The following is a 26,097-nucleotide window of genomic DNA, read 5'->3' as shown; positions in this document are numbered from 1 at the left end:
TTTAGGACGTTCATTGTTGATGGGGATCGCCGCGAATGACTGACATGGGGAGCGACGGCGGATTTCGCCAGACCGTTCAGCCGGATACGCCGATCGTCGCATTCGATTTCGACGGCACCCTGACCATTCGCGACAGCTTCACCGCCTTCCTGCGTTGGCGCGCGGGCGCCGGCGGCTGGGCGCTGGGTCTCGTAAAAATGGCGCCGGCGGTGGCGAATTACGCCACCGACCGCGATCGCGGACGCATCAAGGCGGCGTCGGTGCGCGAGTTCCTGAAGGGCGTTTCACGCACCGAACTGGAAGCCGACGCGGAAACCTTCGCCGGAGAGATGTGGGACCGATTCATGCGGCCCGACGCCCTGAGGGTCTGGAACGACTGGGGCGCCAGGGGCGCGCATCGCGTCATCGTCACCGCCAGCCCGGAAACCACCGTCGCCCCCTTCGCCCGCCGCCTCGGCGCCGAGGCCCTGCTGGGGACCCAGCTGGTGTTCGACGGCGACGACCGCGTCACCGGGGCCTTCGCCAGCGCCAACTGCCGCGGCGAGGAAAAGGTGCGCCGCCTGCGCGCCGTCTATGGCGACGATGTGAGGCTGGCCGCCGCCTATGGCGACACCTCCGGCGACACCGAAATGATCGCGATCGCCGGGGAGAAGGGCTTCCGGGTCTTCACCGCCCGCCCCTAAGGGTCAAAAACCGTCAGCGTCGACGTCGAAAACCATGGGCTTCCCGCGCGAGGTGGGATTCCAGCCCGCTTCGATCACGGACGTGACGGCGTTGCGCACCGCGTCGACGTTGATGCGCTGCTTTTCCATGACGGGTCGCCCGTTCGCGCCCATCGGCATGGGGAACTGGACCACGGCCTCACGCTGGAATTCCTGCAGGCGCAGGGTGATGGCCATGCCGTCCCACTTGCCGCCGGACTTCGGCTGCGGCTGGCGGCGGATCTCCCACTCGTAGATGTCGCCCTCGACCTCGACGGTCCCGCTGGTGTCGCGCGTGAATTGCATGGCCGCCTGATAGCACAAAAGAAAAGGGGCGCACCGGTTACGGCGCGCCCCTGATCGTCAGGTTGTCGCTGAGGCTCAGGAGCCCGGCGTCTTCACGCCGTCCTCGTCGGCCTGTTCGCGGCGGTCGTAGACGTGGTCGACGATGCCCCAGGCCTTGGCTTCCTCGGCGCTCATGAAGTGGTCGCGGTCCAGCGTCTGCTCGACTTCCTCGTACGTCCGGCCGGTGTGGTGGACGTAGATCTCATTCAGGCGGCGCTTGGTGTAGCGGATGTCCTCGGCGTGACGCTCGATGTCCGAGGCCTGGCCGCGGAAGCCGCCCGAGGGCTGGTGCACCATGACCCGCGCGTTCGGCAGGGCCACGCGCTGGCCGGCGGCGCCGGCGGTCAGGATCAGCGAGCCGGCCGAGGCGGCCATGCCCATGCAGACCGTCGAAACCGGCGAGCGGATGTATTGCATGGTGTCGTAGATCGCGAGCGCCGAGGACACCTGTCCGCCGGGGCTGTTGATGTACATGCTGATTTCCTTCTTCGGGTTCTCCGACTCCAGGAACAGCAGCTGGGCGCAGATCAGCGACGCCATGCCGTCCTCGAAAGGCCCGGTCAGGAAGATGATCCGCTCACGCAACAGGCGGGAGAAGATGTCGAAGGCCCGCTCGCCCCGGCTGGATTGCTCCACCACCATGGGGACGAGGTTCATGTTCAGAAGTTCGATCGGATCGCGCATTCAGGCCTTCTCGGATGCATTGGAGCGCGACTCAACGGTCGCCTCCCTGTTGGACAGGATATCGCGTTGCCAGAGCGTTGACGCAAGGCGGGCGGATCAATCGTCCGCCGGCGTCTCCGGTTCCTCGCGTCGCACCTGGTTCATCCGGGTGACCATGTCGTTGATCTGCTGGGCCTCGGTCGCCCGGTCGGCGCGCGAGCTGTACAGCGCCGTCAGGTAGTCCTTGTCCCAGCTGGTCAGGCTGGTCACGTCCGACCCTCGCTCGAACAGGTTCAGGATCGTGTCCAGGCCCCGCATGTCGGCGAACGGATCCAGCTGGGTCAGCGTCGCCATGGCCACATAGTCGGCGACAGCGCCCAGCGGCTCGCCTTCCGTCATGCTGAAGTCGACGATGATGATCGCCCAGCCGATGTCGTACCGGACGTTCGAACGCAGTCGCGACGCATCACGCACCGTCAGGGTCGGCGCTTCCTGACCGCGGAAAGCGATCGCCACCTGGCCGGACTGGGGCTCGACCGGGACGGTCACGTGCCACCAGCGCACCGGGACGTCCGCCGTGCGGAAATGATTCAGGGCGTCACGCCCCAGATTGGTGCTGCTGACCGCCGGGCGGAAACCCAGACCGACTCGCTCGACCATCTCGTTGGCCAGACCCGGGCCGTCGCTGGTCGCCAGGATGATCACGTTCGGACGGCAGCCGGGCCCTTCGACGTCGACGCCGGCGTCGAGCGCCGCGATGGCCACGCGATCGATCATGAACTGGGCGACGTCGGCGCGCATGCCGGTGACGCTCATGCAGATCGGGCCGTTCCAGCGCCCGGGACGCGTTCCGGGCGGCGGCGAGCCGATCTGCTCGACGAACTGCCGGGTCGCCTCCTCAAGGCGCCGCGCCTCGACCACGACCTCTTCAAGCTGGACCGGGTCCTGGCGGGCGGCGGCCGGAGCGCTCGCCGGAGGCGGCGTCTGCGGCGCGCCGGTCAGGACGAGAGCGGAAAGCAGAGCAGGCAACATTACAAAAATCCCCGCAAAAGTTGTCCTGCGACCCTACACCCGGCAGAGCTTGTCGTCTTCCCCGGTCGCCGCCTTCCTGCGGAAATTGCGTTACTCGTCGCCGTCGCGTCGTTGGTCGCGCGCCATACCCCTCGCCACCTCGTTGCTCTGCGCGTTCGCCCGCGCCTGATCCAGCTCAGCGCTGTACAGCGCCCGCAGATACGACAGGTCCCAATCGGTTATCCGCGGCAGCGTCTCCGGGCTGCCGAACAGGTTCAGCACGGTGTCGTAGCCGGCCGTCTGCGCGTCCGGATCGATCTGCGCCAGCGCAACCATCGCGACATAGTCGCTGATCTGGATGAGGTTGGCGCCGCCGGCGCGGTTGAAGTCGACGATGATGAAGACCCGCTGCAGGTCGGACTGGATGCCGGTGCGAAGGCGGGATGCGAAGGTGTTTCCAGTCGCGGCCGGTCCATAGCCGGGCATGCGGACCGCGGCCTGTCCGGTGTCGGAATCGACCGGCAGGCTGATGTGCCACCAGCGCACCGGCCGATCGGTCGCCTGGAAGTCGGCCAGTTCGCTCCGGCTCTGGTTGGCGCCGCTGACGTGGGTCAGGAACAGGCCGGGGCGCGCCTCGACCAGCGCGCGAGCCATCTCGCCGCCGTCCGCCGCGGCGATGACCAGCACATTCGGCCTGCAGCCGGGTTGGCCGGGCTCGAGCCCCACCTCCAGCGCGACGGCCGACATCCGGTCGATCATCTGCTGCGCCAGCTCCCGGCGAAGATTGACGACGCCGATGCAGACGCTGCGATCCCACCGCGCCGGGCCGTAGTCGCCGACGGGCGCGCCGACCTCCTCGACGAAGCCGCGGACGAGCTCCTCGAGATTGCGGCCTTCGACCACGACATCCGGAAGCGTGGTCTGCGGAGGCGCGTCCTGCGGCGCAGACAGCGCCAGGGCCGCCGCCGCCACGCTGATCAGTCCGATCATCCTGGCCTCCGTCTCTGCGGCCGCCGGGGCCGACAGCCCACCATACGCCACTGTTCGGCACGCGGACGAATCGGCTGGCGCCGACGCCCGGCCCAACGAAAACGGGCCGCCGCTGCGATGCAGCGACGGCCCGGTGATTTCGTCGGAATGACGGAGTCGATCAGACCTCGTCTTCTTCCTTCAGCAGCTCTTCCTTGGTGATCGGCGTGTCGGTCACCTTGGCGGTCCCGAAGATCAGGTCGCAGACCTTCTCCTCGTAGATCGGCGCGCGCATCTGGGCGGCGGCGTTCGGGTTCTGGCGGTAGAACTCCAGCACCTGACGCTCCTGACCCGGATAGTTGCGGGCTTCGTTCATGATGGCGTTGTTCAGCTCCTGGTCAGAGACGGTCACGTTGTTGGCGCGGCCGATCTCGGCCAGCACCAGGCCCAGGCGCACGCGGCGCTCGGCGATCGCGCGGTACTCTTCCTTGAGCTTCTTGTCGGACTTCTTGGCGTCCTCTTCCGGCAGACGGCCGGCGGCCTTGTCGGCCTCGACCTGTTGCCAGATGCCGTCGAACTCGGCGTCCACCATCTTCGGCGGCAGCGGGAAGTCGTGGGCCTTGTCCAGCTGGTCCAGCAGGGCGCGCTTCAGCTTGAAGCGGGCGGCGCCGGTGTATTGCTGGTTCAGGTTGGCGCGCAGGAGCTCCTTGAGCTTGTCCAGCGACTCGAGGCCGATGCGCTTGGCGAAGTCCTCGTCGACCTTGGCGGGAGCCTCGGCCTTGATGGCCTTGACGGTGATGTCGAAGGTCGCGGCCTTACCGGCCAGGTGGCTGGCCTGGTAGTTGTCGGGGAACGTGACCTCGATGGTCTTCTCTTCGCCGACCTTGGCGCCCTTCAGCTGCTCTTCGAAGCCCGGGATGAAGCGGTTCGAACCGATCACCAGGTCGGCGTCGGTGGCGGCGCCGCCCTCGAAGGCCTCGCCGTCGATCTTGCCGAGGAAGTCGATGGTCAGCTGGTCGCCTTCGGCGGCCTTGACCGACTTGCCGGTCTTGTCCTCGTACGACTTGGCCTGGCCGGCCAGCTCGGTGAGAGCCTCGTCCAGGTCGGCGTCGGACGCCTCATAGGTCGGGCGGTCCAGCTTCAGCTTCTTGATGTCGGTCGGGGTGAAGTCGGGCATGACTTCCAGCGACATTTCGTAGGCCAGGTCGTCCTGACCGGCGATGACCTTGTCCATGTCGGACGTCAGCTTCATCTCGGCCGGGGCGGCGGGGCGCACCTTGGCCTCGTCCAGCGCCTTCTGGCTCGACTCGTTCAGCGCGTTGTTGACGATCTCGCCCATCAGGTCGCGACCGAAGGTCTTCTTCACGTGGGCGGTCGGCACCTTGCCCGGACGGAAGCCCTTCAGCTTCATCTGCGGCGCGACTTCCTTCAGCTTCGCATCCAGCTTGGCGTTCAGCTCGGCGGCGGGGATGGTGACCGCGATAACGCGGCTCAGGCCTTCGGAGGACTTTTCGACGACTTGCATGGTCGGGATTCTGACGCTCTGGGGCGCACATGCCGGGAACGGCGCGCGCGGTGTTGGAAAAGCAATAAGGGCCGCCCTTGCGAGGCGGCGCCTTTGAAGCCCGCCCTTATGTCGAGGACGGCCCCAAAGGTCAACGTGAGCCGCAGCGGTTTCAGTGCGCGCGCGCCTCGGCTATCCAGCCGGGATGAGCCAGTCCCCTCCCCCGATCGGTGTCGCGGTCGTCCCGGTCACCCCGCTGCAGCAGAACTGCACCATCGTCTGGTGCCGCAAGACGATGAAGGCGGCGATCATCGATCCGGGCGCCTCGGTCGATGGTTTGCTGGCCACGGTGGCGAAGCAGGGCCTGACGCTGGACGCCATCTGGATCACCCACGGCCACCTGGATCATGCCGGCGGCGCGGCCGAGATGCAGGAGAAGACCGGGCTGGAAATCATCGGCCCGCACGAGGCGGACCAGTTCTGGATCGAGAAGATTCCGATGCAGGGCCAGCTGTACGGGATGCCGGACGTTCGCTCCTTCACCCCCACCCGCTGGCTGGCGGATGGCGATACGGTCACGCTGGGCGAGACGACGTGGGAGGTGCTGCACTGCCCCGGCCATACGCCGGGCCACGTCATCTTCTTCAACCGGGAGGCCCGCTTCGCCCAGGTCGGCGATGTTCTGTTCCAGGGATCGATCGGCCGCACCGACTTCCCGATGAGCGATCACGGCGCGCTGCTGAACGCCATCACGACCAAACTCTGGCCGCTGGGTGATGACGTCACCTTCATTCCGGGCCACGGGCCGCATTCGACCTTCGGGGCCGAGCGGCGCACCAATCCTTACGTCTCCGACGCGGCGATGCGGCAGGCCCCAATCGCCCGGCCCGCCAGCGGCCCGTCCTAGCGGGACATCAACAGGCCGATCAGCACGCCGATGCCCAGCGCATAGATCGAGGCGCGGATCGGCTCTTCCTCGACCGCCCCGCGGAAGCGGTTGGCGCGCACGCGTCCCCAGTCGCGCACCAGGCCGGCGTCCTCGCGCAGGGCCTGCCGGATCGGGCGGACGCCGAGGGACCGCATCTCATCGCGTTGAAGGATCGCGTCGGCTTCCCGATCCAGCCGCGCGGACGGAACGTCGGCCGCCTCGTCGATGTCGCCGGGTTCGGGATCGCCGGTGTAGGTTTCGGTCATGACGGGCTCCGGGGAGTGGGGAGGAAGCCGGGATTCAATCCGTCGTCAGGGTCCTGGGTTCCGGCGGCCTGTGCGTCCTGATCGTGATGCAACACGCCGGTCACGCCCGGCGTTGCTGTGGGGAGAAAGGAGGTTGTCATGACCTTTATCGATCCAGACAGCCCGGGCGGAGAACCCGAGATCACGCCTCCGGATACGCCCGGTCCCGACATCAATCCCGGCGAGACGCCGGCTGAGGTGCCGCCCAGCCAGCCCGAACAGGACGACAACGACTCCCGGCCATACGGCGGTCGATGAACGCCGAATCCAGGCGGGGCCTGTGATTCGTTCGCATTTGTGTGACCGCGACCCCGGAACCGGAGCGGAGCGAGTGGGTTCACTCTCCAACCGCCACAGTCGCCACGAAAGGAACCCCCGATGGCTCAAGGTCAGCCCACCCGAGCCTCCGGCGTCTCCAAGCGGGGCTTCGCCTCGATGGATCCGGAACGACAACGCGAGATCGCCCGCAAGGGCGGCGCGAGCGTACCGAGCGAGAAACGCAGCTTCTCGCAGGACCGCAGTCTTGCCGCCCAGGCGGGGAGAAAAGGCGGCGAGGCGTCGCACGGCTCCCGCAGCCGGGAACGTCCCCCCACCGCAGAATAACGGCTGACGATCAAAGGAAATCCGTCCGAAGGGCGGCGTCGAAAGACGCCGCCCTTCGTCGTTTCAGGCTTCGAGAAGCGCCAGCGCGACGGACGGCGCCGGACCGCTGCGGAAGTCGGCGACCCGCCAGCCGGCGGCGGCGGCGAGATCGCGCACGGACGCCTCGGTGAATTTCCGCGAGTTCTCGGTGTGAATGGTTTCGCCGCGCGCGAAGGCGATCCGTTCGTCGCCGATCCGCACCGTCATGTCGCGGCCGGCCTCCAGATGCATCTCCATGCGCGACGCCCCGGCGTTCCACACGGCCCGGTGCCGGAAGGCGCCGAGGTCGAAGTCGGCGCCCAGTTCGCGATTGGCGCGGACCAGCAGGTTGCGGTTGAAGGCGGCGGTCACGCCGCGGGCGTCGTCGTAGGCGGCGATCAGGACCGACGGCGCCTTCACCAGATCCACGCCGAGCACGAACAACGCACCCTCGCCCAACAGTTCGCGCGCGCCTTTCAGGAAGGCGACGGCCTCGTCCGGCGACAGATTGCCGATCGTCGATCCCGGGAAGAAGCCGACCCGACGTCCGGCCGCGACCTCGGGCGGCAGCGCATTCAGGTGCAGGAAGTCCCCTACCACGGGGGTGACGGCCAGGCGGGGGTAGGCTTCATCGATCCGGGCGGCCGCGGCGTCCAGCGCGGCGGGGCTGATGTCGATGGGCACATAGCCGGCGAGATCGGGCGCGGCGTCCAGGACGATACGGGTCTTCTCGCTGGCCCCTGAGCCGAACTCGACCAGCACCGCGTCCCCGAACCGTCGCGCCCAGTCCGGCGCGACCTCGCGGAGCAGCGCCGCCTCCTGGCGCGTCGGATAATATTCCGGCAGGCGCGTGATCTCTTCGAACAGGCGCGATCCCTCGGCGTCGTAGAACCATTTCGGCGAGGCGTTTTTCGGCGACGCCTTCAGCCCGGCCAGCAGGTCAGAACGGAAGCCCACCGTCTCGTCGCCATCGGTCACGGTCGTCTCCGCTGCTTCGAAGGCCAGGCGCAGGCCGGTGAACGGCCACCGCTGATGCGGATAGAAGAAGTTGCGGTAGGTCACGCGCGCATGGCCCTCGGGCGTCGCGAACGACGACCCGCGCAGCACCGCCTGGTTGGCCATGAACTTGCCGTTGTACTCGGACGCCGTGCCCTCGGTCGGGCGGAAGCCCGGATAGGGCGCGTAGGCCGAGGCCGTCCACTGCCAGACCTCGCCGAACGCGTTCGACAGGGCGTCACCCTGCGAGCGCACAGCGTGCTCCCACTCCGCCTCGGTCGGCAGCCGGCCGCCGGCCCATCGCGCAAAGGCGTCGGCCTCGTACAGGCTAAGGTGCCGCACGGGCGCCGTCGGATCGACGGGACGCCGCCCGGCCAGGGTCATCGCATTCCAGCCATCCGCCTCACGTCGCCAGTAGAGCGGTGCGTCCCAGCCCTCGGCCTGCACGGTCGCCCATCCATCCGAGAGCCAGAGCTCGGGCCGCGCGTAACCGCCATCCTCGATGAACGCGATCCACTCGCCGTTGGTGACCAGATCGGCCGACAGCGCATAGGGCTCCAGCCAGACGCGATGGGCGGGGGCCTCGTTGTCGAAGGCGAACGCCCCGTCCCCGTGACCGATTTCGACCAGACCACCGTCAAATCGCAGCCGGCCGCCGCGCATCGGCTCGACCTTTCCGGCGCGAGGCTCCTCGGTCCAGGCCGCCGGATTCAGCGGCGAACGCGACATCAGGTTCAGGATGTCCATCAGGAACAGCTCCTGATGCTGCTGCTCGTGATGCAGGCCGAGGGTGAACAAATAGCCGGTGCGCTCGTCCGCCCTGCCCTCTTCCAGCCAGGCGACCATGCGGCGGTCGATTTCGCGGCGGTAGGCCAGCACCTCGTCCAGCGACGGCCGCGTCATCAATCCGCGCTCGGGCCGCGCGACGCGCTCGCCCAGGGCCTCATAGTAACTGTTGAACAGGGTCTGGAAGATCGGATCGACCGGCTGGTAGCCCGGCTCGCCGGACAGGATCATCGCCTCGAAGAACCAGCTGGAATGCGCCAGGTGCCATTTGCCCGGGCTGCAGTCCGCCATGGACTGGGCCGCGAGATCTTCCGCCGACAGGCTTCGGGCCAGGTCGGGCATCGCGGCGCGGACGCGCCGGAAGGCTTCGATGTCGTCCTGCGCGACCGATGTCACCCGCGAGTGGACGTTCATGCATTCGCTCCCCCGCCGTGGTCCCGGGAAATGGGGCGGCGTCACGGTAACCGCCAGTCCCGGCCTTCCGTTCCCCGTGTGTCAGCCCTCCGACACAGGAACGGGGGTCAGACGCAACCGTTTGAATTCCGTCGTTCCGACCATGGGACGACGGGCGAAATCAGCTGCCTGAAATCGTAGCGAAGCGCTGGGGTGGTTCAGTCGGCGTCCGCGGGATCGGCCTCGGCCGACAGGCGCTCGATCAGTTTAAGGAAGCGCTCGGGAACGGGCTCGCGCTCGACTTCGCGATACACCTCAGCCAGCCGGGCCATGACGTCCGGCCAGCGGTCCCTCGTCAAACGCTTGTGCAACCCTGACATCCCCCCGCGACCCGAAGGCCGCATTGGCGTCAATGTCCGGAAACCGGTGTCTTGTCACGCCTAAAGCGTGACCATGGCCGCCAGCAGTTCGTCCACGGCTTCTTCCTGGGTCGCCCACGAGCAGACGAACCGCACCGACCCGTCGTCGAAGCGGTAACAGGCCCAGCCCAGTTCGTTCAGCCGCTGATGGGCGCGCGGCGGCATGCGCACGAAGACCGCGTTGGCCTCGACCGGGTGGGCCAGGGCGAACGAGGTGCCGGCGACGACGCCATCCGCCAGCCGCTGGGCCATCAGGTTGGCGTGGGCCGCCCCGTCCTCCCAGGCGTTGGTTTCCAGCAGACCCAGGAAGGGCGCGGCGAGGAAGCGGGTCTTGGACGCCGTCTGCCCGGCCTGCTTCAGCCGGTTGTCGACGCGCCGGGCCAGCGTCTTGTCGAACATGACGATCGCCTCGGCGCAATTCGCGCCCGCCTTGGCGCCGCCGAACACCAGAATATCCACGCCCAGACGGGCGATCTGCGTCAGGTCGAAACCGGCGGCCGCGGCATTGGCCAGGCGCGCGCCGTCCAGGTGCACGCCGTAGCCCTTCAGCTTCACCGGCTCGATCAGGTGCCGCAGTTCTTCCTCGGTGTAGACCGTGCCGTACTCGGTCGACTGGGTCAGGCTCAGCGCCGCCGGCGGCTGGCGATGGCCGACCTCGGGTTCGTCAAGCGCCGCCCGCAAGGCGACGGGCTCGATCTTGCCCGAGAAGCCAGGCAAGCCGATCAGGCCGACGCCCTGTCCGAAGAAGCCCGGCGCACCGGTCTCGTCGGTGCACACGTGCGCGGCATGGTGAGCCAGCACCGCCTCGTGTGGCCAGGCCAGCATGGACAGGGCGATGGCGTTGGCGGCCGTACCGGAGAAGACGAAACGGATCTCCGCATCCGCATCCAGGCGTCGGCGGATCTGGTCGGCCGCGCGGGCGGTGACGTCATCCGCCCCGTAGGCGCGGGCGTAGCCGTCGTTGGCCTCGATCAGGGCCTGAATCGCCGCCGGGGCCATGCCCGCCGTGTTGTCGGATCCGAAGTCGTAACGCATGGCTCAGTCCGCGGCGGCCGGCGCGGTGGTGCCGGCCTGATAGATGTTGGGAAGCACGATGCCGGCTCGATCCAGCGCGCGCTTGGCGGCCAGGATCACGTCCGGCTTGGCCGTCGAATAGTCTGACGTCTTCACCCAGGCGTGCAAGCTGATCTCGACCACATTGTCCTTGAAGGCGGTGATCTCCGCCGTCGGCGCCGGGTCGTCCAGAACGTCCGTAATGCCCTCGGCGGTCTTGACCAGGACCTTGAACGCCTTGTCGAGGTCGGTGTCGTAGCGGACGTTGAAGACCGCATCGATGCGCCGGCGGCGATAGGCCGTCCGGGTGACGATGAAGTCGCCCAGGATCTTGGCGTTCGGGGCGGTGACCCGGCGATTGTCGAAGGTGGCGATCTCGGTGATGAACAGGTCCAGCCGCTTCACCACGCCCTGGTAGGGCCCGATCTCGACCTGATCGCCCACACGGTAAGGCCGCAGGATCAGCAGCAACACGCCGGCCGCAACGTTCGACAGCGCCCCTTGCAACGCCAGGCCGATAGCCAGGGACGCCGCGCCCAGGACGGCGATGATCGAGGTCGTCTGCACGCCGAGGCGCTGCAGCACCATGATCAGACCCATGATCAGGATGGTCCAGCGCACCAGGGCGCCGAGGAACCCCGGCAGAGTCGCGTCGTGGCGGCTGGACTTCAGCCGTCCCAGCGCCCGCACCACCAACTGCGACGTCCACCGGGCCACGAACCACGCTGCGCCCAGGGTCAGGGCGGCGATGGTCAGGTTCACCGCCAGATCGCCGAACATGTCGACCATCTTGGCGGCCACCGCCGCGTCGAAGCTCAGGGGCGGCAGTTCGCCGAAATCGTAGGAGGGTGGCGCTGAAGCTTGGATCATGAGCCGGGTCTAACGCCTGGCGGCCGGATTGGAACCCCGGCCCCGGCATTTCGGCGCTACGCCTGGAGCGGCTTCGCCACCCGGCCGCCGCCGCTCTCGATCGCGTCCAGCAGATCCATGACGTCGTCGAGGGTATTGGCCTCGCGGGCAGGTTTGTCCCAGCGGATGCGGCTGACCCGCGGGAAGCGCATCGCCACCCCCGACTTGTGCCGCGTCGAGCGCTGCAGCCCCTCGAAGGCGACCTCCAGCACCAGGCCGAAATCACGATCCGCCCGGACCGACCGCACCGGGCCGAACCGCTCGATCGTGTGGTCGCGGACGAACTTGTCGAGTTGCTTCAACTCCTCGTCGGTGAAGCCGAAATAGGCCTTGCCGACCGGGGTGAGCACCCCCTCCTCCGTCCAGACGCCGAAGGTGTAGTCGGAATAGAAGCTGGAGCGTTTGCCGTGCCCGCGCTGGGCGTACATCAGCACCGCGTCGATGACATGCGGATCGCGCTTCCACTTGAACCACGGCCCCTTCGGACGCCCGGCCAGGTAGGGGCTGTCCCAGCGCTTCAGCATCAGCCCTTCGGCCGCCGCCCCGACCGGCGGATCGGCGCGGAGCCGACCCAGTTCCTCCCAGGTCGAGTAGCTGACGATGGGCGAAAGATGCAGGCGATCGCCGCCGTTCGCGGTCACGGCTTCCAGCCTTGCGCGACGTTCCGCGAGCGCAAGCCCCCGCAGGTCATCGCCGTCACGGGCCAGGATGTCGTAGGCGACGATGGCCGCCGGATGCGCCGCCATCGTCTTCGCATCGACCGCCTTGCGGTTCAGCCGCTGCTGCAGGTCGCCGAACGGCGCCACCATCCCGTCTCGCCAGACCACCAGTTCGCCGTCGATCGCCCCCTCGAACGTCAGGCCGGCCATGACGTCGGGAAAGGCGCCCGAAATCTCGTCGCCGGTGCGGGAGTAGAGTTTCTCGACCCCGTCCTCGCGCACCGCCTGCACGCGGATGCCGTCCCATTTCCATTCGGCGGCGTAGTCGGCCGGGTCCAGCCGCTCGAAATCCACGGCCTCGTCGATGGCCACCGCCAGCATGACCGGCCGGAACCGGCCTGGCGCGTCGCCGCTCGGGCGTTCGGCCCGCCCCTCCAGCCAGGCGAACAGGTCGGCATAGGGCGGCGTCAGGGCGTGCCAGATCTCCTCGATGTCCGATACGTCGACCGGCTCCAGCGCCGTCACGACCTCGCCGCCGTCAGGATCGGGCGGTTCGCTGACCGCCGCCGGCCGCATCATCGCCGCCGCCGTCTTCGCCAGTCGCGCCGACAGCCCGACGCGCAGCCCGCCCGTCATCAGTTTCAGCAGCGCCCAGCGCGCCTTGGGCTCCAGCGCGTCCAGCCAGCCCTCCAGCAGCCCCCTCACCTCGCCCCGGCCGGCGGTGCGCAGGGCCTCGACCACCTCGCCCAACTCGGGCTCGCGGTTGGGGCGGTGATCGCGATCGGCCGGCCAAATCAGGGCGACGGTCTCGGCCAGGTCGCCGACGTAGTCGTAGGACCAGCCGAACAGGACCGGATCGACCCGCGCCTCGACCGCCTTGCGGATCATCGCCGGCTTGGCGGCGTCGAACACCAGTTCGCCGGTCAGGGACGCCAGGGCCCAGCCCCGGTCCGGATCGGGCGTGGCTCGAAGATAGTCGCGCAGCAGGACCAGCTTCGCATTGCGCGACCCCGTCAGCGAAAGGCGGTCCAGCAGTTCGGCGAAGGCGCGCATCGGACCTCATGGGGACACAGGCTCCCCAAACGCGCAAACGCCCCGGAGGTCTCCCTCCGGGGCGTCGCGCCCCGACCCGGGCGGCGATGGGAGGGGTCCGCCTCCCGGATCGTTCGGTCTAGTTGAACATGCCGGCGATAACCGCGGTGATCAGGCCGGTGGCGATGGCGGTCATGACCACGTCATTGCCGCTGCGCACGTACTGGTAGCCATGGGGCGGCTGGCGCAGGCCGTAGCGGCCGTAGTCGCGCACGACGTACTGGTTGCTGCGGTAGTAGGACGGCATCCGCTGGCCATAGGACCAGGTGCGGACCTGGTAGCCGCGCGGCGCATAGTAGCGACCGGCGTCGTAGCGGCGTTGGGCCTGCTGCCAGCGGGCGTACTGGCGCTGCTCCTGACGATATTCGCGGCGATCGTCCCGGGCGTTCTGACGATATTCGCGACGGTCGTTGCGGTCGTCCTGACGGTACTCTCGGCGATCGTTGCGGTCGTCTCGGCGATCCTGACGCTGTTCATAGCGATCGTGGCCGCGCGATTGGGCTTCGGCGGCGGACGCCACGCCGACCGAGCCCAGGGCGAGCGTGGCGGCGATGGCTGCGGTGAGAACCTTTTTCATGGTCTGTCTCCAGATGCGGCCGAAGAAGTTCGACTTGCCTGCAATCTGGAGCCCGGCCCTTGAGCCGGGTCTGAATGGTTGTGATCACCTGCCGTTCAGACGGCGGCCGCCTTTCGAACGCGATTGTTGCGCGACCGTCAGGCCGCTTCGGCAGCGTCCGTCTGGCGGACCAGCGAGCCGACACCGGCCCGGCCCGCGCCGACCCGGTTCATCACCATGGCCAGGGCCGCGAAATCGATCGGCTTGTTCAGATAGGCGTCGGCGCCCGCGTCCAGACCGGCCTGATGGTCCTCGGTCCGGGCCGAGGCCGACAGCACGACGATCGGCGTGTCGCGGTTCAGGCCTTCGCCGGCGCGGATCGCCCGCGTCGCCGTCAGGCCGTCCATCACGGGCATGTTCACGTCCATGATGATCAGGTCGAAGCGCTGGCCTTCGGCGGCGTCGATGGCGATCTGGCCGTTCTCGGCGTTGGCCGAGGTGTGGCCGGCCGAGTTCATCCAGGCTTCCAGGATCATGCGGTTCACCGGGTGATCCTCGACCACCAGAACGCTCAGGCTCTGGCCGCCCTCTACCTCGGCGACGATCGCTTCGGCCTCTTCCTCGCGGTCCCATTGAACCACGTCGGCCTCGACAGTGAAGGTGAAGGTCGAGCCCTCGCCCACCGTGGATTCGACGGTGATGTCGCCGCCCATGATGTTGGCCATGCGCCGCGAGATGGTCAGGCCCAGGCCCGTGCCGCCGAAACGGCGCGTCGACGAGGCGTCGACCTGGGTGAAGGGCTGGAACAGGCGCTCCAGGTCTTCCGGGGCGATGCCGGCGCCGGAATCCCTGACAGCGAATTCGAAGCGGACCCGGTCATCCTCCAGCCGCTCGCCGCGGACCGTGTAGACGATCTCGCCGCCGTCGGTGAACTTCACGGCGTTGGACAGCAGGTTGTGTACGACCTGGCAGACGCGCAGCGGATCGCCGCGTACGACGGCCGGCACATCGCCCTCGCGATGGACCGTGAAGATCAGGCCCTTGGCCTCGGCCTGGGCCTGGAACGGGCCGGTCACCCGCTTGTGCAGATCATCGACGGCCACATCGACGATCTCGAAGGTCATCTTGCCGGCCTCGATCTTGGTCATGTCGAGGATGTCGTTCAGCAGGCTGAGCAGGTTGTCGCCCGAGTTGCGGATGATCGTCAGATACTCGCGCTGGGTCGGCTCAAGGCGCGTGGCGCTCAACAGCTGGGCCGCGCCGAGGACGCCGTTCATGGGCGTGCGCAGTTCGTGCGAGATGACGCCGAGGAAGTTGGACTTGGCGTCGTTGGCGGCGTTGGCGCGGTCGCGCGCCGACTCCAGCTCTTCGATCAGGTGCGCCTGATGCTCCTGGAAGGCGCGGATACGCTCTTCCCGCAGCATGGTCATGGTCACCAGCACGAACAGGCCGGCGGCCGTGAACGGGATCACGGCGATGAACTGCCAGAACTCGGGCGAGCCCCACAGGCTGGCGGCGATGATCAGGGCGGCGACGCCGTACGGCGACGAAATTACAATGGCCTGGCGTGGCGAACTGCGCAGCTGGGCGAACACCAGCACGTAGCCGGCGACCAGCAGGGCCATGGCGAGCGAGTGACCGAATTCGGCGCCCGAGAACCAGGCCAACACGGGCGCGGTCGCCCAGGCCGAGGTCGTGGCGGTCGCCACCGCCGGGAACACCAGGCCCCAGCCGGTGCCGACCCGCTGGCTGATGCGCTTTTCGACGGCGCCGCGCAGGGCGCCGGCGGCCAGGGTGCCGACGAACCACAGGGTCGCGGCGGTCCAGCCCACGGTGGCCAGCAGGCCGACCGCCCAGCTGGCGATGATCAGATAGCGCAGGTACTGGGTCTGCAGAATCGCGCGCAGGGCCTGCGCGGCCTCGCCGGAATCCGGATCGTTGCCTGTCGGCTTGCCGATGCCGTCGGATTCCACCATGCGCCCGCCCCCAAGCCTTCCCAATCCGGCCGGAACGCTAGGGCGAACCTTCTAAGACGAAGTGAACGCTGACGCTTATATGACGAACTTCGTTCTGCGAACTCAGCCGGCGGCTTCCGCCGGGGTCAGCGCCTTGATGGACAGCGCATGCACCGGGCCGGCCAATTCCTCACGCAGCAGGCCGTTGACGGTCCGCTGGCGCTGGACCCGCCCCTGCCCTTCGAACGCCGTCGACACCACCGTCACATTGAAGTGGCTCTCGCCGCCGGCGCGTCCGTCGACGCCGCCTTCGTGGTGGTGGCCGGCGTGCCGCCCGCTGTCGTCCTCGATCTCGAGACGCTCCGGAGACAGCCCCGATGTCAGTTTTTCGCGGATAATCGTCGCGATCGGGCCTTCCGGCATCGGTGTGTCCTTGTTGGTGACCAATTCGACCCTACACTTCGGGTGATGTCTTCTGCGTTTCAATACAAACCGCGCTTCAAGGATATGCGGATCAAGCCGCCCCGCCCCGAAGAGGAGGCGGCGGAGGAAGACGTCCTGCACCTTAAGCCCGGCGAGAAGCCCTGCCAGTGGCCCGAGTGCCGTCAGGCCGCGACCGCCCGCGCGCCCAAGTCGCGCGAGCGTCTGAACGACTTCTATGACTTCTGTCAGCGCCACGCGGGCGAGTACAACAAGGGCTGGAATTTCTACGCCGGCATGAGCGAGGGCGAGGTCCGCGCGGCGCAGGAGAACGAGGCCATGACCGGCGGCCGTCCCACCTGGGAGATGAAGGCCGGCAAATTCACCCGCGAAGCCGCCGCCTTCGCCGCCAAGGTGGGCACCGCCAACAACGCCGGCGCGGGCTCTTGGCGCGACAGCTTCGGCCTGTTCGGTCGTCGCATGAAGGAACAGGCCGGACCTGACGGTCAGGACGATCTGCGCATCGGCAAGCTGGAGCGCGCGGCCCTTGCCGACCTCGACCTCGATCTCCGCACCGACAAGAAGGCCATCAAGTCGCGGTATCATGAGCTGCTGAAGCGCTTCCACCCGGACCACAACCAGGGCGACCGCGGCGCTGAAGCCAAGCTCCAGCGCGTCATCAAGGCCTACAAGACGCTGAAGAAGGCGGGCCTGGCTTAAGCCCGCTCCTCCGCGAAGCGGGCTTCACCTCCGGTCGGTTCATCACGAAGCCCACGAAGGGATCACAAAGAAACACGAAGGGGCCTGCGCCAGACTCCGTCCCTTTGTGCCCTTCGTGATCCCTTTGTGCCCTTTGTGACGAACCAGCCAGCCACGCAAGCAAGGCCCGCTGCGCGGGAATGGTCTGACCCGGAACTGGCTTTCGCGCCGTCTCCGCCTATCTCAGACGCTCCCAAGCACAGGAGCCTCGCCATGGAAGTTCTCTACCGCGCCCACGCCACCGCCTCGGGCGGCGGCCGCGACGAAGGTCGCTCGGCCACCGACGACGGCAAGATCGACGTTCGCCTGTCCATCCCCACCGAGATGGGCGGCAAGGGCGGCGAAGGCACCAACCCCGAGCAGTTGTTCGCCACCGGCTACGCCGCCTGCTACCTCGGCGCCCTGCGGCTGGTCAGCGGCAAGGCGGGCACGCCCGTCGGTCCGGACACGAAGGTCACCGCCGGCATCGGCTTCGGGAAGAACACCCGCGGCGAGGGCTTCAACCTGGACGTCGACCTGGCCGTCACCGACCACGGTCTCGACCAGGCGGTCATCGACGACCTGATCCAGAAGGCCCACCAGGTCTGCCCCTACTCCAACGCCACGCGCGGCAACGTCGATGTGAGGTTGAGCGCGGCCTAGCCTAGCCGACGACGCCTTGCTCAGATTCTCGCCTACGCTGCCTCAGGAGCTCACGTGTGTTGCGTGGGTTGGCGGTGAGCTGAAGAGCGTTGCACCACCGGTACGCGTCGGTCCGTCGTCTGAACTCCCCCATAAGCATGGCTTCGCTATGGGTGTAGTACATTGCAGATTGATGCGGCATCTGCCGGTGGCGACGATGAACCACCGCGTAGGTGCTGTGCATCGTGGGCTCCACACGAAACGTGTTCGTGAGCACTCGAATCTGCCCGGCCACATCCAGAACCTGGAGGGCGACGCCTTCAGCCAACGGTTCTACACTTCCTTCCCAAGCCACGATGGTTTTTCGGCTTACGCCAAGGCGTTCGGCCATCTCGAGTTGAGTCATTGCGATCGTCTTACGGATCGCGCGCATTTCTTCACCAGTCATGGGTCGCAGTATGTCACCTATTTTCACATTTTGCAAGAAAAAGTCACCTTAGGTGACATTCAGTCCAGCGTGGTCCGGTAGCGCAGCATCGCCAGCGTCCCGACCACCAGCACGAACAGCGCCAGCGCGAACAGGCTGGGGCCGGCGTTCTCGATGCCCACGCCCTTGAGCAACGATCCCCGAACCACCCGCAGGAAATGGGTGACGGGGATCGCGGTGCCGATGATCTGGGCCCACTCAGGCATGCCGCGGAACGGGAACATGAAGCCCGACAGCAGGATCGACGGCAGCATGTAGAAGAAGCTCATCTGCATCGCCTGCAGCTGGGTCCTGGCCACCGTCGAGATCAGGAAGCCCAGCGCCAGCGAGCCGATGATGAACAGCATCAGCCCCAGACCCAGCGCGATCCAGCCGCCGCTCATCGGCACATGGAACAGCAGTCGCGCCATCACCAGGATGACCGTGGCCTGGGTCAGGCCGACCAGCACATAGGGAGTCAGCTTGCCGACCATGACCTCCAGCGGCCGGACCGGCGTGGCCAGCAGGCTTTCCATCGTGCCCCGCTCGCGCTCCCGCGCCATGCCCAGCGAGGTCATCATCACCAGCGTCATCGACAGGATCACGCCCAGCAACCCGGGCACGATGTTGTAGGCGGTGATGGCCTCGGGGTTGTAGCGACGCTGCACGACCACCTCGAACGGCTGCGTCCCCGGCGCGCGGTTCGCCAGCGGCCCCGTCAGTTCGCGCACCAGCGCCTGTTGCGGCAGGCTGGCGATCGCCGCCACCGCCCCGCTGGTCGCCGAAGGGTCCGACGCGTCCGCCTCGACCAGGATCTGGGCCCGGTCGCCACGCACCACCCGGTTGGTGAAATCGGCGGGGATCATCACCGCGAACTGCACCTCGCCCCGCGCCAGCGCCCGGTCCAGCTCGGCCTGGCTGCGTGCCTGCAGGGTGATTTCGAAATAGCCGCTGTTATCGAGCGCGGTCAGGATCGAGCGCGAGAAGGCGCCGTTGTCCTGCACCAGCACCGCCGTCGGCAGGCTGCGCGGGTCGTCATTGATGGCGTAGCCGAACAGCAGGAGCTGCACGATCGGCAGCAACAGGATCATGGCGTAGGTCAGCCGGTCCCGCGTCAGCTGGATGAACTCCTTGGCCATCACGGCCCAGGTGCGCGACAGCGAGATCACGCCGCCCTCCGCTTCTCGGCCTCAAGGTCGTGGATCAGCTGGATGAAGACGTCCTCCAGCGTCGGCCGGGTCTCCTCCCACTCCAGCGGCGGCTTGCGATACGGCGCGATGGCCGCCTCCAGCGCCGTGCGATCCCGACCCGACACATGCAGCACCGTGCCGAACGGCGCCGCCATCTCGACGCCGGGCTTCGTGCGCAGCTCTGCTGCCAGCCGGTCGGCCCCTGGGCCCTCCGCATGGAAGGTGATCAGGCCCGAGGCGTCGACCACCTCGTCGGCCGTGCCGCGCGCCAGCGTCCGCCCGCCGACGATGTACGCGATCTCATGACAGCGCTCGGCCTCGTCCATGTAGTGGGTCGACACCAGCACGGTCATGCCCTCGGCCGACATGGCGTGGATCTCGTCCCAGAAGGTCCGCCGCGCCTCCGGGTCGACCCCGGCGGTGGGCTCGTCCAGCAGCAGCAGGTCGGGCTCGTGCAGCGTCGCCACCGCCAACGCCAGCCGCTGCTTCCAGCCGCCCGACAGATTGCCCGCCAGTTGCGCCCGCCGTTCCACCAGGCCCAACCGTTCCAGCGCTGCCTGAACCCGCTCCTTGCGGCGATCCAGGTCGTGCACCCGCGCCGCGAAGGTCAGGTTCTGCTCGATGGTCAGGTCTTCGTAGAGCGAGAATTTCTGCGTCATGTAGCCGACGCGCTGCTTGATCTCGCGCGCCTGCTTCATGACATCGAAGCCCAGCACGCTCCCCTCGCCGCTGTCGGGCGTCAGCAGGCCGCACAACATGCGCAGGGTCGTCGTTTTGCCCGCGCCGTTCGGTCCCAGAAAGCCGCAGATGCGCCCCCGGGCCACCTGGATGCCGAAATCCTTCACCGCATGCAGCGCCCCGAACGACTTGTTCAGGCCGCGCACGTCGATGACGAGATCGGGCGCGTCGCTCACTCGCCGGCCCTCAGCGGGATGACATCGACCGGCAGGCCGGGGTTCAGGCTTGCGGCGTTCGCCGGCAGGGCCTCGACCCGATAGACCAGCCGGTCGCGGCTGCCCTTGCTGTACAGCACGGGCGGCGTGAACTCGGGCCGCGGGCTGACCCAGGTGATCCGCGCCGTCCCTTCACTCGCGCAGCCGTCGCAGCCGAAACGCACCGTGCGGCCGGGGCGGTAAAGCGCCATCTCCGCCTGGGGCACGAAGAACACCAGCTTGACCTCCTGGTCCGGCAGCAGGGCCATGATCGGCTGGTTCGCAGCCGCCCATTCCCCCGGCCGATAGAAGATCTCCTCCACCCGCGCCGTGCCCGGGGCGAGCGGCGCCAGTTGGCCCAGCCGGACATTCGCCTCGGTCAGCCCGCCGGCCGCCTGGGCCGCCTGCTGTTCGGCCTGGGCTACCGCGTCCTGACGGGCGCCGAGGGTGGCGACCTCGCGCCGCCGCCGCACCGCCGCCGTCTGGGCCCGCGCCGCGTCACGCGCCGCCCGCACCTGATCCAGCCGCGCCGGCGCGAAGATGCCGCGTCGCACCAGCGGTTCGATCCGTCCGAACTCGGCCTCGGCCTCGCGCTGCGTCGCCTGGGCGGCGTGCAGCTCGGCGTCGAAGACGGCCAGTTCCTGCTCACGCTGGCCCTTGCGCAAGTCCTCGGCCCGCGCCTCGGCCGCGCCGACGGCGGCGGCGGCGCTGTCGGCCTGGGCGCGCTGCACCTGCGGGTCGATCAGGAAGGTCCGGCCGCCCGCCGTCACCCGCTCGCCTTCGCGGACATACAGCGCCGCCACCGAGCCCGAGACCGGCGCGGCCAGATAGACCCGCTCGCCCTCGACATAGCCCGTCAGCGTCCGCGGCCCCTCGTCGCGCAGGAACAGGGCCCAGACCACGACGCCCAGAACGGCGATCGCGACGACGGCCAGCACCAGCCGCGGGTTCACATGCGGTCGCGTCAAGGTCTCATCCCCTGCAGAACGGTGTCGAGGTGTTGTTCAGCCAGCTTCACGACGTCGATCGGCTGCGCGCCCACGGGCTCGAAGGTCTCACGCCAGACCATCGACAGCACCATCGGCCCCATCAGGCCGAAGGCGAACAGGCGCGGGTCGCCCTCGCGCACCTCGCCCCGCACCTGGGCCTCGGCGATCAGACGGCTCATCAGGCCGATGCCGGGCTCGACGACCGTCTCGTGCCAGATGGCGGCTAGTTCGGGGTGGGTGCGGCTCTCGGCGATGACCAGTTTGACCACGCCGCTGACGCGCCGGTCGGTGACCACCCGGCTGGCCAGCATGACCAGGCCGATCCGGACCGCCGGCTCGAAGCTGACCTGGGCCTCGGCCATGGCCTTGATCCGTTCGATATTCGGCGAGATCGCGTCCCTCACCACCGCCCGGAACAGGTCCGCCTTGGTCTCGAAATACAGATACAGCGCGCCCTTCGACACGCCGGCGCGTTTGGCGACCTCTTCCAGCCGGGCGGAATGGAAGCCGCGCTCGGCGAATACCTCCAGCGCCGCGGCCAGAATCTCGGCGGGACGGTCGCCGGGTCGGCGGCGGAATTTGGGTTCGCCTGCGGGCAGCATGACGACGCCTCACAAAATAACTGACCCACCAGTCATCTACTCATCCGATATCGGATGCAAGCGGGTGCGCGCCACGCTGGACCCCGCCCCGCCGGAATTCTAAGGAGAGGCATGACCTCCCTGCTCGACTCGTCGCCCGATCCCCTGCTGACGCTGGAACCGCACCGCCAGGTGTCGGTCCGCGAACTGTTCGGCATCGACAGCGACATGACGGTGCCGGTGTTCGACCACCGCGACAGCCACGTCCCCGACATCGACGACGCCTACCGCTTCGACCCGCAGACGACGCTGGCCATCTGCGCCGGCTTCAGCTTCGACCGCCGCGTCATGGTCCAGGGCTATCACGGCACCGGCAAGTCGACGCACATCGAGCAGGTCGCCGCCCACCTGAACTGGCCGCTGGTGCGCGTGAACCTGGACAGCCACGTCAGCCGCATCGATCTGGTCGGCAAGGACGCCATCGTCCTCAAGGAAGGCCGTCAGGTCACCGAGTTCCGCGAGGGCATGCTGCCCTGGGCCCTGCAGCGCCCGATCGCGCTGGTGTTCGACGAATACGACGCCGGCCGTCCCGACGTGATGTTCGTCATCCAGCGCGTGCTGGAGGCGCAGGGCCGCCTGACCCTGCTGGACCAGAACCGCGTCATCCGCCCGAACAAGTGGTTCCGCCTGTTCTCGACCACCAACACCATCGGCCTGGGCGACACCTCGGGCCTGTATCACGGCACCCAGCAGATCAACCAGGGTCAGATGGACCGCTGGAACATCGTGACCACGCTCAACTACCTGGACCACGACGTCGAGGCCGAGATCGTCGCCGCCAAGGCGCCGGAGTGGAACACCGCCGAGGGCCGCCGCGCCATCGCCGCCATGGTCCGCGTCGCCGACATGACCCGCAACGCCTTCATGAACGGCGACATCTCGACCGTCATGAGCCCGCGGACCGTCATCACCTGGGCCCAGAACGCCACCATCTTCGGCGGCGACGTCGGCCTCGCCTTCCGCCTGACCTTCCTGAACAAGTGCGACGAGCTGGAGCGCCCGACCATCGCGGAGTTCTACCAGCGGGCGTTCGGGGAAGACCTGCCCGAGGCGGCGACGCGGGTGAAGGTCGGCTGATGCTCTCGACTGTACTGGCCGCTTACCTGGCCGTCGCCCTGCCCCAACAAGCCGACGAGCGTCCGCCCCGGCCGACGGATGAGCAGCTTCTGGCCGCCCTTCAGGCCAAGGTTCCGGATGGCCGCATCCTCTCGAGCGCCTTTCAGCCGACGCCGCGCGGCGGTGGATGGAAAGGCTGCGGCCTGATCGACGTCGGCGGCACGGTGGAGCCGTTCGCCGTCTATACGATCTGGCAGCAAGCCCGCCCGGAGCGGCGGCTGATCGCGACCATCTCCGCACCTGACGAAAACGGCCGCATGCGCGAGCACCCCGTTCCGCCGCTGCCCGCGGAGCCCGCGCACTGGAAGGTCGGCGTATCGGTCCCGACCCACGAGGATCACGACGACGACGGCATTGACCGGGACGATCGGAACCACGACGTCCTGAGCCGCAAGATGGCTCTCGTTTTCTGCGATACCCTCACGCCCCCGGAAGGCGCGACCTGGGCCACCGAGCTTGAACCGCATCCTGATCCCGCACGGGAAGCCCAGATCAATCGCCAGGCGCGACAACTCACCGACATGATCTTCGGGGCGGCAGAACGACGCGCGGCGGACTAGGCTTCACCCCCTTCCCGTTCATCCCGGCGAATGCCGGGACCCAGATTGAATGGCGCCATTCCGCCAAGCTCCCTCGGCCATCCCCCTCACCGCCTCCCGCACATCCTCCGGCCAGGCCTCTACCGCCGCGTCGAACGCCGTCCAGTCGCCCGCGAACAGCACCCGCACGGCCTCCTCATAGCCCGGCTTGTCGCCGGCGATGGCGGTCATGAAGCGGTAGGTGGCGTCCTTGGCCTTGCGGGCGCGGTCCGGGCCCTCGGCTTCCTTCAGGGCTCCCTCGACCAGTTTGCGCAGGGCTACGGAGGCGCCGCCGGGCTGGGAGGCGAGCCAGTCCCAGTGGCGGGGAAGCAGGGTGACCTCGCGGGCGGTGACGCCCAGCTTCGGGCGGCCGGGGCCGCGCTTCTCCGCCTCGGGCGCGGGCGCCAGGCGGGACAGGGCCGCGTCCAGATCGCCGCGCAGGTCCAGATCCACGGCCTTGCCGGTGGCGGCTTCGAACACCAGCACCGCCTCCCCCGCGTCCGTCGCCGCCTTGATGGCGGCCAGCGCCTCACGCGCCGGGCCGCGGGCGATCAGGCGGTCGCCGGTGAAGGCGAGGACGGGAAGGTCGGCGGGGATCGACATGGAAGCCTCCTGAAGCTCCGGTCGATTTACCCGGACGAAATATCGGCGTCAATAACGCCCGGATATAATCACGGAGAACACGGTCCGGATTTGTCTTCAGCGGACGGGAACCGCGCCCGTCGTCCTGCGCTCATCCCGCAGCCTCCCCGGCCGAATGAGAGAGAAGTAAGAGATGACTGACCAACGCATCGAAGGCGCCGCGACCGAGTTCAAGGGCCGCGTCCAGAACGGCCTCGGCGAGGCGACCGGCGACAGCAAGCTGCAGCTCGAGGGCAAGTTCAACGAGCTGAAGGGCAAGGCGGCGAACTACTACGGCCGCGCGCTCGACGGCCTGGACGGCCTGGTCGAGAAGGCCCCGGCCGACGTCCAGGGCCATGCCCGCAAGGGCCTGGATTTTGCGCGCCGCAAACCGTTGGTCACCACCGGCATTCTCGCCGGCCTGGCGATCCTGCTGACCGGCGTCGGCCGCCGCCGCTAGCCGTTGTCGGCCGCGGCCGCGAACAGCCGCGCGATCTCGGCATCGACCTGATCGGCCGCGTTCAGCTCGACCACGGCGACCAGCCGTTCGGACCAGCTTTCCTTGCGCACCGACGCCCGCAACCGGTCCGACGCGTCCGGATCCAGTTTGAGACCCAGCAGCGCCCGGCCGCCCTTCAGCGGCCGGGTCGCGGCGAACTGCACCGAGCGCGAGAACGGGGTGTAGCCCTTCCGCTGGCCGGAAATGACGCCGTCTACATCCGCCGCCACCCGCTCGATCGCCTCCAGGATCGCCAGCGAGCCGGCGTCCTTCCACAGCGCGGCGCGCAGGGCGTCCGGATCATCCCAACCCAGGCCTTCGCCCTTCGGCGCGCAGGCGTCGAGGATGTGGGAGCCGTGGTTCACGCCGATGCCGTGTTCGGCCTTCAGCCAGGCCAGCCGCGCGCGGTGACCGGTCTCCGGGCAGGCCTTCATGATCTCGACCCAGGCCTCGATCGGCTTGCCGGTGGCGGCCTCGAAATTCGCCTGGACGGTGGCGAACCACTTCTTCTGGCGATCGGTGAAACCCGCTTCGGCCATGTCACTCCCCCGACAGCCACTCCACGAGGTTTGTCATGTACCGCTTCGTCTGACGCAAGGCCTCGGGGTCGCGGATCATGGCGTCGCCCGGGACCTCGTCGACGAAGCTGGGGCGCCCGTCGCGCGGGTCCCAGTTGAAGTCCGCAAAATGGTGGAAGGTGCTCTGGGCCAGGCCCCTGCCCTCGCCCGCCTCGCCCTCGAAGGCCACGGCGATGTTGAAGGCCCGGCCGCTGACCTTGCTGACGCCGGTGGCGATGACCCGGGCGCTGGATGCGCCTTCGGGAACGCCGACCCCGCCCTCGTGCGGATGCGCCGGAAGCCGGTCCAGCAACCCGCCGCCCTCGTCCCGCAGCAGCGGATGCACCTCGCCCTCGGGGCGGATCGTCTGCCAGTCGCCGTTGGCGCCGGAGTGGTAGTTGGGGAAGTCGATGTACCCCGTATCGAGATCGTCCCGCTGATTGCGGTCCGGATCGGGGTCCAGCTTGCGCGAGTGGAAATAGTGGGCGTCCCCGACCCCGCCGAGGGTGCAGACGCTGGAGCCCAGATCCATGTGGTCGCGGGTGATCATCAGAGCCCCTCCCCGCGCGCGGAAGCGGCCGATGGCGGCGCACTCGTCGCTGGTCAGGCCGTCGCCGACGTCGACGGCGAACAGCCATAGCTGGTCGAAGTCGCTGTCGGGCAGCGAGCCGAGCACCGGGTCGGTTTCGCCGGCCGGAGTCGCCCGGTCACGGGCTGTGACCTCGACCCCAGGCAGACCGGCCAGATGCTGCGTCAGGCGCGAGAAGCGGCCGATGTGCCAGTCGTCCTCGGTCGTCGGAATGGTGGTTTGAAGCAGGATCCGGGTCATCTGCGTCTCCGCAC

Annotated in this window: 31 protein-coding genes; 10 read left to right on the top strand and 21 right to left on the bottom strand. The window is 68.1% G+C overall.

Annotation, left to right across the window (positions count from 1 at the left end; genetic code table 11):
* Positions 1-35: 35 nt before the first annotated feature.
* Entirely contained in the window at positions 36-683 is a 648-nt protein-coding gene (locus GGR12_RS07700) for an HAD-IB family hydrolase (protein WP_183203853.1), read from the top strand.
* 3 nt (positions 684-686) lie between these two features.
* Here GGR12_RS07700 and GGR12_RS07695 read toward each other — a convergent pair whose 3' ends face one another.
* The 5 genes from GGR12_RS07695 to tig all read right to left on the bottom strand — a co-directional run bounded on the left by GGR12_RS07695 (position 687) and on the right by tig (position 5,214).
* Complete coding sequence (locus GGR12_RS07695; protein WP_183203852.1) at positions 687-1,007, bottom strand: hypothetical protein; 321 nt, start codon at positions 1,005-1,007, stop codon at positions 687-689.
* A 75-nt stretch (positions 1,008-1,082) separates the two neighbouring features.
* Positions 1,083-1,730: an ATP-dependent Clp protease proteolytic subunit gene (locus GGR12_RS07690; RefSeq protein ID WP_183203851.1), complete on the bottom strand. Its 648-nt coding sequence runs from the start codon at positions 1,728-1,730 to the stop codon at positions 1,083-1,085.
* A gap of 96 nt (positions 1,731-1,826) precedes the next feature.
* Positions 1,827-2,741: a hypothetical protein gene (locus tag GGR12_RS07685; protein ID WP_183203850.1), complete on the bottom strand. Its 915-nt coding sequence runs from the start codon at positions 2,739-2,741 to the stop codon at positions 1,827-1,829.
* A gap of 90 nt (positions 2,742-2,831) precedes the next feature.
* Complete coding sequence (locus GGR12_RS07680) at positions 2,832-3,710, bottom strand: hypothetical protein (protein ID WP_183203849.1); 879 nt, start codon at positions 3,708-3,710, stop codon at positions 2,832-2,834.
* A 160-nt stretch (positions 3,711-3,870) separates the two neighbouring features.
* Positions 3,871-5,214: a trigger factor gene (gene tig, locus GGR12_RS07675; protein ID WP_183203848.1), complete on the bottom strand. Its 1,344-nt coding sequence runs from the start codon at positions 5,212-5,214 to the stop codon at positions 3,871-3,873.
* A gap of 184 nt (positions 5,215-5,398) precedes the next feature.
* On the opposite strand from tig, the gene GGR12_RS07670 reads away from it, so the two are divergent.
* Positions 5,399-6,100, top strand: coding sequence for an MBL fold metallo-hydrolase (locus tag GGR12_RS07670; RefSeq protein WP_183203847.1), 702 nt, complete (start codon positions 5,399-5,401; stop codon positions 6,098-6,100).
* Here the strand turns inward: GGR12_RS07670 and GGR12_RS07665 are convergent.
* On the bottom strand, positions 6,097-6,387 hold the full coding sequence (locus GGR12_RS07665) for a hypothetical protein (RefSeq protein ID WP_183203846.1): 291 nt from the start codon (positions 6,385-6,387) through the stop codon (positions 6,097-6,099). The genes GGR12_RS07670 and GGR12_RS07665 overlap by 4 nt on opposite strands.
* Before the next feature lie 138 nt (positions 6,388-6,525).
* Between GGR12_RS07665 and GGR12_RS07660 the strand changes: the two genes are divergently transcribed.
* Positions 6,526-6,684 carry a hypothetical protein gene (locus tag GGR12_RS07660; RefSeq protein WP_183203845.1) on the top strand — a complete coding sequence of 53 codons (159 nt, stop codon included), beginning with the start codon at positions 6,526-6,528 and terminating at the stop codon, positions 6,682-6,684.
* A 120-nt stretch (positions 6,685-6,804) separates the two neighbouring features.
* Entirely contained in the window at positions 6,805-7,029 is a 225-nt protein-coding gene (locus GGR12_RS07655) for a con-10 family general stress protein (protein WP_183203844.1), read from the top strand.
* Between the two features lie 63 nt (positions 7,030-7,092).
* Here GGR12_RS07655 and egtB read toward each other — a convergent pair whose 3' ends face one another.
* From egtB to GGR12_RS07615, 8 genes are all read right to left on the bottom strand, one after another.
* A complete protein-coding gene (gene egtB, locus GGR12_RS07650; RefSeq protein ID WP_183203843.1) occupies positions 7,093-9,243 on the bottom strand; it encodes an ergothioneine biosynthesis protein EgtB in 2,151 nt (716 codons plus the stop codon).
* A 197-nt stretch (positions 9,244-9,440) separates the two neighbouring features.
* A complete protein-coding gene (locus GGR12_RS07645) occupies positions 9,441-9,554 on the bottom strand; it encodes a NepR family anti-sigma factor (protein WP_183203842.1) in 114 nt (37 codons plus the stop codon).
* A 108-nt stretch (positions 9,555-9,662) separates the two neighbouring features.
* Positions 9,663-10,676, bottom strand: coding sequence for a threonine aldolase family protein (locus tag GGR12_RS07640; RefSeq protein WP_183203841.1), 1,014 nt, complete (start codon positions 10,674-10,676; stop codon positions 9,663-9,665).
* A gap of 3 nt (positions 10,677-10,679) precedes the next feature.
* A complete protein-coding gene (locus GGR12_RS07635) occupies positions 10,680-11,564 on the bottom strand; it encodes a mechanosensitive ion channel family protein (RefSeq protein WP_183203840.1) in 885 nt (294 codons plus the stop codon).
* 56 nt (positions 11,565-11,620) lie between these two features.
* On the bottom strand, positions 11,621-13,315 hold the full coding sequence (locus GGR12_RS07630) for a cisplatin damage response ATP-dependent DNA ligase (RefSeq protein ID WP_183203839.1): 1,695 nt from the start codon (positions 13,313-13,315) through the stop codon (positions 11,621-11,623).
* Between the two features lie 118 nt (positions 13,316-13,433).
* Positions 13,434-13,931 carry an RcnB family protein gene (locus GGR12_RS07625; RefSeq protein ID WP_183203838.1) on the bottom strand — a complete coding sequence of 166 codons (498 nt, stop codon included), beginning with the start codon at positions 13,929-13,931 and terminating at the stop codon, positions 13,434-13,436.
* Positions 13,932-14,068: 137 nt separating this feature from the next.
* Positions 14,069-15,886, bottom strand: a complete 1,818-nt coding sequence (locus tag GGR12_RS07620; protein WP_183203837.1) for an ATP-binding protein — start codon at positions 15,884-15,886, stop codon at positions 14,069-14,071.
* A 102-nt stretch (positions 15,887-15,988) separates the two neighbouring features.
* Positions 15,989-16,288, bottom strand: coding sequence for a BolA family protein (locus GGR12_RS07615; protein ID WP_183204842.1), 300 nt, complete (start codon positions 16,286-16,288; stop codon positions 15,989-15,991).
* Between the two features lie 45 nt (positions 16,289-16,333).
* Here GGR12_RS07615 and GGR12_RS07610 point away from each other — a divergent pair, with 45 nt between their 5' ends.
* The 3 genes from GGR12_RS07610 (at position 16,334) to GGR12_RS07600 (ending at position 18,194) form a co-directional block, all read left to right on the top strand.
* Positions 16,334-17,005, top strand: coding sequence for a J domain-containing protein (locus GGR12_RS07610; RefSeq protein ID WP_183203836.1), 672 nt, complete (start codon positions 16,334-16,336; stop codon positions 17,003-17,005).
* 252 nt (positions 17,006-17,257) lie between these two features.
* Entirely contained in the window at positions 17,258-17,686 is a 429-nt protein-coding gene (locus GGR12_RS07605; RefSeq protein WP_183203835.1) for an organic hydroperoxide resistance protein, read from the top strand.
* A 172-nt stretch (positions 17,687-17,858) separates the two neighbouring features.
* Positions 17,859-18,194 (top strand): hypothetical protein, encoded by a 336-nt coding sequence (locus GGR12_RS07600; RefSeq protein ID WP_183203834.1) that lies wholly within the window; start codon positions 17,859-17,861, stop codon positions 18,192-18,194.
* Here the strand turns inward: GGR12_RS07600 and GGR12_RS07595 are convergent.
* The 4 genes from GGR12_RS07595 to GGR12_RS07580 are packed head-to-tail and all read right to left on the bottom strand — an operon-like array spanning position 18,173 to position 21,844.
* Entirely contained in the window at positions 18,173-19,300 is a 1,128-nt protein-coding gene (locus tag GGR12_RS07595; protein WP_343053156.1) for an ABC transporter permease, read from the bottom strand. The two genes, GGR12_RS07600 and GGR12_RS07595, sit on opposite strands and share 22 nt — an antisense overlap.
* Positions 19,297-20,235 (bottom strand): ATP-binding cassette domain-containing protein, encoded by a 939-nt coding sequence (locus GGR12_RS07590; RefSeq protein WP_183203833.1) that lies wholly within the window; start codon positions 20,233-20,235, stop codon positions 19,297-19,299. The genes GGR12_RS07595 and GGR12_RS07590 overlap by 4 nt, the downstream gene beginning before the upstream one ends.
* Entirely contained in the window at positions 20,232-21,221 is a 990-nt protein-coding gene (locus tag GGR12_RS07585) for an HlyD family secretion protein (RefSeq protein ID WP_221212297.1), read from the bottom strand. Before GGR12_RS07585 ends, GGR12_RS07590 begins: the two co-directional genes overlap by 4 nt.
* A complete protein-coding gene (locus GGR12_RS07580; protein ID WP_246328821.1) occupies positions 21,218-21,844 on the bottom strand; it encodes a TetR/AcrR family transcriptional regulator in 627 nt (208 codons plus the stop codon). The genes GGR12_RS07585 and GGR12_RS07580 overlap by 4 nt, the downstream gene beginning before the upstream one ends.
* Positions 21,845-21,955: 111 nt before the next feature.
* On the opposite strand from GGR12_RS07580, the gene cobS reads away from it, so the two are divergent.
* Together cobS and GGR12_RS07570 are read left to right on the top strand one after the other, a co-directional pair.
* The gene (gene cobS, locus GGR12_RS07575; RefSeq protein ID WP_183203832.1) at positions 21,956-22,960 is read left to right on the top strand and encodes a cobaltochelatase subunit CobS; all 1,005 of its coding nucleotides are present in this window, start codon (positions 21,956-21,958) and stop codon (positions 22,958-22,960) included.
* Positions 22,960-23,559, top strand: a complete 600-nt coding sequence (locus GGR12_RS07570) for a hypothetical protein (protein WP_183203831.1) — start codon at positions 22,960-22,962, stop codon at positions 23,557-23,559. Before cobS ends, GGR12_RS07570 begins: the two co-directional genes overlap by 1 nt.
* 18 nt (positions 23,560-23,577) lie before the next feature.
* On the opposite strand, the gene GGR12_RS07565 is transcribed toward GGR12_RS07570, so the two are convergent.
* The gene (locus GGR12_RS07565) at positions 23,578-24,180 is read right to left on the bottom strand and encodes a DUF2239 family protein (RefSeq protein ID WP_183203830.1); all 603 of its coding nucleotides are present in this window, start codon (positions 24,178-24,180) and stop codon (positions 23,578-23,580) included.
* Between the two features lie 172 nt (positions 24,181-24,352).
* On the opposite strand from GGR12_RS07565, the gene GGR12_RS07560 reads away from it, so the two are divergent.
* Positions 24,353-24,658, top strand: coding sequence for a CsbD family protein (locus GGR12_RS07560; RefSeq protein WP_183203829.1), 306 nt, complete (start codon positions 24,353-24,355; stop codon positions 24,656-24,658).
* Here GGR12_RS07560 and GGR12_RS07555 read toward each other — a convergent pair.
* Both GGR12_RS07555 and GGR12_RS07550 read right to left on the bottom strand, forming a co-directional pair.
* Positions 24,655-25,236: a DUF4287 domain-containing protein gene (locus GGR12_RS07555; RefSeq protein WP_183203828.1), complete on the bottom strand. Its 582-nt coding sequence runs from the start codon at positions 25,234-25,236 to the stop codon at positions 24,655-24,657. The genes GGR12_RS07560 and GGR12_RS07555 overlap by 4 nt on opposite strands.
* Position 25,237: 1 nt before the next feature.
* Complete coding sequence (locus tag GGR12_RS07550) at positions 25,238-26,083, bottom strand: hypothetical protein (protein ID WP_183203827.1); 846 nt, start codon at positions 26,081-26,083, stop codon at positions 25,238-25,240.
* Between the last annotated feature and the right edge of the window lie 14 nt (positions 26,084-26,097).

It is taken from the genome of Brevundimonas lenta (genome assembly GCF_014196335.1).
Lineage (GTDB): Bacteria > Pseudomonadota > Alphaproteobacteria > Caulobacterales > Caulobacteraceae > Brevundimonas > Brevundimonas lenta.
The sequence above is the reverse complement of the archived record's forward strand: the minus strand, read 5'-3'. Positions and strand labels throughout refer to the sequence as shown.

Bases quoted from the DNA above. Each gene is read 5' to 3' on its own strand.
- GGR12_RS07700 (WP_183203853.1), top strand. From the start codon at position 36: ATGACTGACATGGGGAGCGACGGCGGATTTCGCCAGACCGTTCAGCCG.
- GGR12_RS07695 (WP_183203852.1), bottom strand. From the start codon at position 1,007: ATGCAATTCACGCGCGACACCAGCGGGACCGTCGAGGTCGAGGGCGAC.
- GGR12_RS07690 (WP_183203851.1), bottom strand. From the start codon at position 1,730: ATGCGCGATCCGATCGAACTTCTGAACATGAACCTCGTCCCCATGGTG.
- GGR12_RS07685 (WP_183203850.1), bottom strand. From the start codon at position 2,741: ATGTTGCCTGCTCTGCTTTCCGCTCTCGTCCTGACCGGCGCGCCGCAG.
- GGR12_RS07680 (WP_183203849.1), bottom strand. From the start codon at position 3,710: ATGATCGGACTGATCAGCGTGGCGGCGGCGGCCCTGGCGCTGTCTGCG.
- tig (WP_183203848.1), bottom strand. From the start codon at position 5,214: ATGCAAGTCGTCGAAAAGTCCTCCGAAGGCCTGAGCCGCGTTATCGCG.
- GGR12_RS07670 (WP_183203847.1), top strand. From the start codon at position 5,399: ATGAGCCAGTCCCCTCCCCCGATCGGTGTCGCGGTCGTCCCGGTCACC.
- GGR12_RS07665 (WP_183203846.1), bottom strand. From the start codon at position 6,387: ATGACCGAAACCTACACCGGCGATCCCGAACCCGGCGACATCGACGAG.
- GGR12_RS07660 (WP_183203845.1), top strand. From the start codon at position 6,526: ATGACCTTTATCGATCCAGACAGCCCGGGCGGAGAACCCGAGATCACG.
- GGR12_RS07655 (WP_183203844.1), top strand. From the start codon at position 6,805: ATGGCTCAAGGTCAGCCCACCCGAGCCTCCGGCGTCTCCAAGCGGGGC.
- egtB (WP_183203843.1), bottom strand. From the start codon at position 9,243: ATGAACGTCCACTCGCGGGTGACATCGGTCGCGCAGGACGACATCGAA.
- GGR12_RS07645 (WP_183203842.1), bottom strand. From the start codon at position 9,554: ATGGCCCGGCTGGCTGAGGTGTATCGCGAAGTCGAGCGCGAGCCCGTT.
- GGR12_RS07640 (WP_183203841.1), bottom strand. From the start codon at position 10,676: ATGCGTTACGACTTCGGATCCGACAACACGGCGGGCATGGCCCCGGCG.
- GGR12_RS07635 (WP_183203840.1), bottom strand. From the start codon at position 11,564: ATGATCCAAGCTTCAGCGCCACCCTCCTACGATTTCGGCGAACTGCCG.
- GGR12_RS07630 (WP_183203839.1), bottom strand. From the start codon at position 13,315: ATGCGCGCCTTCGCCGAACTGCTGGACCGCCTTTCGCTGACGGGGTCG.
- GGR12_RS07625 (WP_183203838.1), bottom strand. From the start codon at position 13,931: ATGAAAAAGGTTCTCACCGCAGCCATCGCCGCCACGCTCGCCCTGGGC.
- GGR12_RS07620 (WP_183203837.1), bottom strand. From the start codon at position 15,886: ATGGTGGAATCCGACGGCATCGGCAAGCCGACAGGCAACGATCCGGAT.
- GGR12_RS07615 (WP_183204842.1), bottom strand. From the start codon at position 16,288: ATGCCGGAAGGCCCGATCGCGACGATTATCCGCGAAAAACTGACATCG.
- GGR12_RS07610 (WP_183203836.1), top strand. From the start codon at position 16,334: ATGTCTTCTGCGTTTCAATACAAACCGCGCTTCAAGGATATGCGGATC.
- GGR12_RS07605 (WP_183203835.1), top strand. From the start codon at position 17,258: ATGGAAGTTCTCTACCGCGCCCACGCCACCGCCTCGGGCGGCGGCCGC.
- GGR12_RS07600 (WP_183203834.1), top strand. From the start codon at position 17,859: ATGCGGCATCTGCCGGTGGCGACGATGAACCACCGCGTAGGTGCTGTG.
- GGR12_RS07580 (WP_246328821.1), bottom strand. From the start codon at position 21,844: ATGCTGCCCGCAGGCGAACCCAAATTCCGCCGCCGACCCGGCGACCGT.
- cobS (WP_183203832.1), top strand. From the start codon at position 21,956: ATGACCTCCCTGCTCGACTCGTCGCCCGATCCCCTGCTGACGCTGGAA.
- GGR12_RS07570 (WP_183203831.1), top strand. From the start codon at position 22,960: ATGCTCTCGACTGTACTGGCCGCTTACCTGGCCGTCGCCCTGCCCCAA.
- GGR12_RS07565 (WP_183203830.1), bottom strand. From the start codon at position 24,180: ATGTCGATCCCCGCCGACCTTCCCGTCCTCGCCTTCACCGGCGACCGC.
- GGR12_RS07560 (WP_183203829.1), top strand. From the start codon at position 24,353: ATGACTGACCAACGCATCGAAGGCGCCGCGACCGAGTTCAAGGGCCGC.
- GGR12_RS07555 (WP_183203828.1), bottom strand. From the start codon at position 25,236: ATGGCCGAAGCGGGTTTCACCGATCGCCAGAAGAAGTGGTTCGCCACC.
- GGR12_RS07550 (WP_183203827.1), bottom strand. From the start codon at position 26,083: ATGACCCGGATCCTGCTTCAAACCACCATTCCGACGACCGAGGACGAC.